A 5,435-nucleotide genomic window follows, 5' to 3' on the forward strand; every position below is an offset into this window, starting at 1 on the left:
GACCAACACCACCCCCCCCCCCCTCACCCCCCCCCCCCCCCGTCCTCCAGCCCCCGCCCCCCGTCCTCCAGCCCCCGCCCCCCGTCCTCCAGCCCCCGCCCCCCGTCCTCCAGCCCCCGCCCACCACCAATCAAGGGACGAGCTCCGCTCGGCGCCCGGCCAGTCAAGGGACGAGCTCCGCTCGGCGCCCGGCCAGTCAAGGGACGAGCTCCGCTCGGCGCCTCGGGTGCACGTTAATCCTGATTCGCCTGCGCAGATCGTCAAGGCGTTCGCCGCTGCGGGGCTGCCGGTTGCGTCCACCCGCGCGCATGTGCTCAGGCGGCTCGACCATCCGGCCGTGCCGCTGCTGCTGGAGTACAAGGAGCTGTCGCGGCTGCACACCGCGCACGGCTGGGCGTGGCTCGACGCGTGGGTGCGCGGCGGGCGGTTCCGGCCCGAGTACGTGGTCGGCGGCGTGGTGTCGGGGCGCTGGGCGACCCATGGCGGCGGGGCGCTGCAGATCCCGCGCGTGCTGCGCCGGGCGGTCGTCGCCGACCCCGGCTGGGCGCTGGTCGTCGCGGACGCGGCCCAGCTCGAACCCCGCGTCCTCGCCGCCCTCGCCGGCGACCGCGCGTTCACCGAGGCAGCCGCGCACGGCGACCTGTACGCGGCCCTGTCCGACGCCTTCCACGATGACGGCGACGGCGGCCGCAGCGCCCGCGACAAGGCCAAGCTCGCGCTGCTGTCGGCCATGTACGGGGGCGGGACGGGGGAGGCCGTGCAGCTGCTCGCCGTCCTGAAGAACCGGTTCCCCGACGCGTTCGAGTACGTGGAGGCCGCCGCGCGGGCGGGGGAGCGGGGGCGGCTCGTCCGGTCCCGGCTCGGCCGCACCTGCCCGCCGCCGTCCGCCGGATGGCGCGCGCTGACCGCGGCGGGCGACGACGACGAGCCCGCCCCGACGGCCGCGCAGGCGCTGCGCAGCCGGGGCCGCTTCACCCGCAACTTCGTCGTCCAGGCGACCGCCGCCGACTGGGCACTCGCCCTCCTCGGCTCCCTGCGCCGCCGCCTGACTCCGCTCCGCGGGCCCGAGCTGGTGTTCTTCCAGCATGACGAGGTCATCGTGCACACCCCCGCCGGGCTGGCCGGGGACGTCACCGCGGCCGTCCACGCCGCGGCCGACGAGGCGCGCCGCCTGCTGTTCGGCGACACCCCGGTCCGGTTCCCGATGGAGGTCGCCGTGGTCGACCGCTACGCCGACGCCAAGTGAGCCGCCCGGTGCCAGCGCAGGGCCCGGCGCTCCACGGCGAGCAGCAGCGCGTTGAGCAGGTAGCCCAGGATGCCGAGCAGGACGATCACCGACCACAGCGTCGGCAGGTCCGACTGGCTCTGCGCGTTGGTCAGCTCGAAGCCCAGCCCGTTGGACGTGCCGGGGAGCAGCTCGGAGAAGACCATCAGGATCAGCGACAGCGACAGCGCGAGCCGCAGCCCGGCGAAGATCTGGGGCAGCGCCGCCGGCACGATGACGAACCGCAGCCGGTCCGGGCCGGACAGCCGGAACGCCCCGGCCGTGTCCATCTGCGTCGGGTCGACCGAGCGCGCCCCGTCCGCGGTGTTGAGCAGCACCGGCCAGACGGCGCTGAACACGATCGACGCCACCTGCATCTGGGTGCCGAGGTCGAACAGCACGATGAACACCGGGACGAGGGCGGGCGGCGGGATCACCCGCGCGAACTGCAGGATCGGGTTCAGGTAGGCCAGGGCGCGCTCGGACCGGCCGAGCGCGAGGCCGAGGACGATCCCGGCCGCCGCCGACAGCGACAGCCCGAGCGCCATCCGGCCGAGGCTCGGCAGGATGTCCCCGGTCGCCTCGCCGGTGAGGAACAGGTGCCCGGCGGGCCCGGAGAACCACAGCTCCCGCATCCGCCCGGCGATCCGCGACGGCGGCGGGAAGAACGCGCCGCCGGCCGTCCGCGCGGCCGCCTCCCAGCAGCCCGCCAGGATCGCGAGCGGCAGCCAGCGGCGGGCCAGCGCCGCCGGCAGGCCGCCGAGCCCGCGGGCCGCGCGGGCGGCGGCGCGGGCCGCGGCGCGCGGGGCGGCGGACGGCGCGGCGGTCATCCGGCACCGCTCCGCGTCGCCCGGTGCCAGGCGAAGGCCCGGTTCTCCGCCTGGACGAGCACCATGTCGATCAGCAGCCCGAGGCAGCCCGCCCAGACCGTCCCGGCGAGGACGTCGCGGGTGCCGTCCGGCACGTTCCCGGCCTGCGCGATGAAGATGCCGAGCCCCTCCCCGAACCCGGACAGGATCTCGGTGCCGACCGCCAGGATCAGCGCGATCGCGGCGGCGAGCCGCACCCCGGTGGCGATGAACGGGGCGGCGCTGCGCAGCGACACGCGCAGCAGGATCTGCGTCCGGCCGAATCCGAAGGCGCGCAGCGTGTCCTTCGCCAGGGGGTCGACGCCGTCGAGCCCGTACATGGTGTTGAACAGGATCGGCCATGTCGACGCGTAGACGATCAGCGGCACCTCCATGCGCAGGCCGGACCCGAGCACCAGCCCGGCGAGGGGGATCAGTGCGACCGACGGGATCGGGCGCAGGAACTCCACGACGGCCCGGGCGCCGGTGTTCACCGCCGGGACGCTGCCGAGCAGCAGCCCCAGCGGGACCGCGATCAGCGCGGCGATCAGCAGGCCCAGTGCCCAGGCCAGCAGCGTCGCGCGCACGCCCAGCAGGAACTCCCGGTCGCCGGCCAGTTCGAGCGCGCGGGCGGAGACGGCGGACGCGGGCGGCAGGTAGGACCGGTCGACGATGCCGGCCCGGCCGAGCGCCTCGCTCGCCGCGAACAGCACCGCCACGCCGGCCGCGCCCCGCGCCCACCGCCCCCGCCGCGAGATCACGGCGACGGCTGGAACAGCACGGTCTTCACGTCCAGGGGCCGTTTCAGCAGGCCCGCGTTCGTCATCATGTCGGCGACCTTCTGCAGGCTCGCCGCGTCGATCGAGGTCGGGTACCCCGGGAGCGTGATCGCCGCGGCCGTCGCCGCGTCGATGCGCGCGTAGCCCGGCACGACCGCCGCCACCTGGGCGCGGTCGCCCGCCGCGAGCCCCTGGGCCTTGGCGATGGCGCGCTGGAACGCCGCCGCCGCCTTCGGGTTCCGCGCCGTGAACTCCTCGGTGCTGACGTAGCCGCTGATCGGCAGGTCCGTCACCGGGGGGCCGCCGCCGTCCACGACCACGCGGGCGCCGAGTTTCTTCTTCGCGTCCGTCAGGAAGGGTTCCACGATGTGGACGGCGTCCACCTGCTTCTTCTGCAGCGTCGCGGCCATCTGCGGGAACGGGATCGCCACGTACTCGACCTTGGACGCGTCGGCGCCGCCGGCCTTCAGGATCTCGTCCAGCGTGAGCGACTGGATGTTGTTGAGGATGTTGACCGCGACCCGCCTGCCCTCCAGGTCCTTCGCCGTCCTGATCGGCGAGTCCGGCATGACGACGACGTCCATCATGTGGGACGTCACGGCGGCGGCCCCGGCGAGGACGCGCAGCTTGAGCGTGCCCTTGTCCTGGGCCTGCAGGAACGTCACGTAGTTGGCCGCCGCGATCACGTCCACGTCGCCCTTGGCGAGCGCGGGCAGCGCCTGGATGCTCTGCTGGACGGGCTTGATCCGTACCTTGATGCCCTCGGCCTCGAACAGGCCGCGCTTCTGGGCGATGTAGAGCCCGGCGTCGTCCACGAGCGGGAGCGCGGCGACCGTCAGCGTCGTCTGCTCCGGCCCGGAGCCGGACGAACCGGGGGAGTCGGACCCGCCGCAGCCCGCGGTGAGCGAGGCGGCGAGGAGCAGGGCGGTGAGGAGACATGAACGACGTCCGGAGTGCCTCATAGGGCTCCCTCTCGGCCTGGCGGGGTGGCGGAGGACGGTGACCATGAACGCGCGTAGGCCCGGAGGATAACTCCGGATCATCGATCGGTCACGTGACGAAAAGATCACGGGCGCGGTGAGGCCGGCCCTCACCGCGCCCGTCAAAAGCCCCGCCGGGACGCGTCCGTCAGCTCGCGGTCGTGTACGAGGGACGCGTGTTGAGCGCCTCGACGTCGTCGAACGACGTCTTGCGGTAGGCGCCGGTGATGCTGGTCAGCTCGTCGGAGGACAGCACGTCCTCGATGCGGCCGAACCCCCGCGGCGCGCGTTCGCTCACGGTGTGCAGGATGCGGTCCGCGGGCATGTCCCGGCACGCCAGGACGATCGCGTTGACCGGTTCGCGGCGCTCCGCCTCGTAGGCGAGCAGCCCCTCGGCGGGGTCGGCGGCCCTGGCCACCTGGTGCGCCAGGACCCGCGCGTCCAGGACGGCCTGGGAGCCGCCGTTCGACCCGATCGGGTACATCGGGTGGGCGGCGTCGCCGAGCAGGGTGACGCGGCCGGACGTCCACCGGTCCAGCGGGTCCCGGTCGACCATCGGGTACTCCAGGATCTCGGCGGAGCCCGCCAGCAGCGCCGGGACGTCCAGCCAGTCGAACCTCCAGTCCGCGAAATAGGGGAGCACGTCGTCGAGCCGCCCGGTGCGGTTCCAGTCGGCGGGGTCGGTCAGCCGGTCGGCCGGGAGCCTCACCTCGGCGACCCAGTTGAGCAGGGCCCCGCCGCGCCGCTCCGCGCGCATCGAGATCGGATAGACGACCATCTTGGACGCGGTGTTGCTGCCCGCCACGGCCAGCGTCCGCCCGGTCAGGAACGGCTCGCCCTCGGTGAGGCCGCGCCACATCCGGATGCCGTTCCACAGCGGCGCCGGCTCGCCGGGGTGCAGCTGGGCGCGGACGGCCGAGTGCAGGCCGTCCGCGCCGACCAGCACGTCGGCCTCGACGGTCTCGGCGGTGCCGGACGCGCGGTCGAGCAGCCGCGCCCGCACCCCCGTGCCGTCCTGCTCGAAGCCCTCGAAGACGGTGCCGGTGCGGACCGACTCCTTGCCGAGCCGCGCCAGCACCGCGTCCAGCAGCGCCATCTGCAGCTCGCCGCGGTGGATCGAGTACTGCGGCCAGTGGTAGCCGAGCGCGCGGCCGCGCGGCTCGCCCCAGATCCGGCCGCCGTACCGGTCGAAGTGCACCATCTCGGCGGTGGGGATGCCGAGGTCGGCCAGGTCGCCGCCGAGACCGAGCTCGGTCAGCTCGCGGACCGCGTGCGGGAGCAGGTTGATGCCGACGCCGAGCGGCCGCAGCCGCGCGGCGGAGTCGACGACGAGCGCCTCGACCCCGGCCTCGTGCAGGCTTAACGCCGTGGTGAGCCCTCCGATGCCGGCCCCCACGATGAGTACGCGCGTGTCGCGCACGCTCATGTAACCCCCTTCGTTCGTAGGGGCGGACCGGGCACCCAGTGTGCCGCCGTCGAGGCGGTGCGCGCGGAACTGCTCGGCGCGCTCGCCGGCATCGCCCCGCGCCCGCCGGAGATCCCGCTGTGCTCGGCGGTCGTCGGC

5 protein-coding genes are annotated in these 5,435 nt (G+C 74.5%); 1 reads left to right on the forward strand and 4 read right to left on the reverse strand.

Translation table 11 applies throughout. The features are described 5' to 3' along the window. The first annotated feature begins 226 nt into the window (after window positions 1-226). Window positions 227-1,246 (forward strand): bifunctional 3'-5' exonuclease/DNA polymerase, encoded by a 1,020-nt coding sequence (locus ABZ806_RS44740; protein ID WP_500226033.1) that lies wholly within the window; start codon window positions 227-229, stop codon window positions 1,244-1,246. Here ABZ806_RS44740 and ABZ806_RS44745 read toward each other — a convergent pair. The 4 genes from ABZ806_RS44745 to ABZ806_RS44760 form a co-directional block, all read right to left on the reverse strand. Next, window positions 1,228-2,094, reverse strand: coding sequence for an ABC transporter permease (locus ABZ806_RS44745; protein ID WP_500226036.1), 867 nt, complete (start codon window positions 2,092-2,094; stop codon window positions 1,228-1,230). The genes ABZ806_RS44740 and ABZ806_RS44745 overlap by 19 nt on opposite strands. Beyond that, entirely contained in the window at window positions 2,091-2,873 is a 783-nt protein-coding gene (locus tag ABZ806_RS44750) for an ABC transporter permease (protein ID WP_500226039.1), read from the reverse strand. Before ABZ806_RS44750 ends, ABZ806_RS44745 begins: the two co-directional genes overlap by 4 nt. Continuing rightward, window positions 2,870-3,853, reverse strand: a complete 984-nt coding sequence (locus ABZ806_RS44755) for an ABC transporter substrate-binding protein (RefSeq protein ID WP_500226041.1) — start codon at window positions 3,851-3,853, stop codon at window positions 2,870-2,872. The genes ABZ806_RS44750 and ABZ806_RS44755 overlap by 4 nt, the downstream gene beginning before the upstream one ends. A gap of 166 nt (window positions 3,854-4,019) precedes the next feature. After that, the coding region (locus tag ABZ806_RS44760) for a flavin-dependent oxidoreductase (protein WP_500226042.1) at window positions 4,020-5,435 on the reverse strand (1,416 nt) is incomplete at its 5' end.

Origin of the sequence: Spirillospora sp. NPDC047418, assembly GCF_040643275.1 — a bacterium.
Classification (GTDB): Bacteria; Actinomycetota; Actinomycetes; order Streptosporangiales; family Streptosporangiaceae; genus Spirillospora.

What these genes read in the sequence shown, in the direction of transcription:
- ABZ806_RS44745 (WP_500226036.1), bottom strand. Translation starts at nt 2,094, where the DNA reads ATGACCGCCGCGCCGTCCGCCGCCCCGCGCGCCGCGGCCCGCGCCGCC.
- ABZ806_RS44755 (WP_500226041.1), bottom strand. Translation starts at nt 3,853, where the DNA reads ATGAGGCACTCCGGACGTCGTTCATGTCTCCTCACCGCCCTGCTCCTC.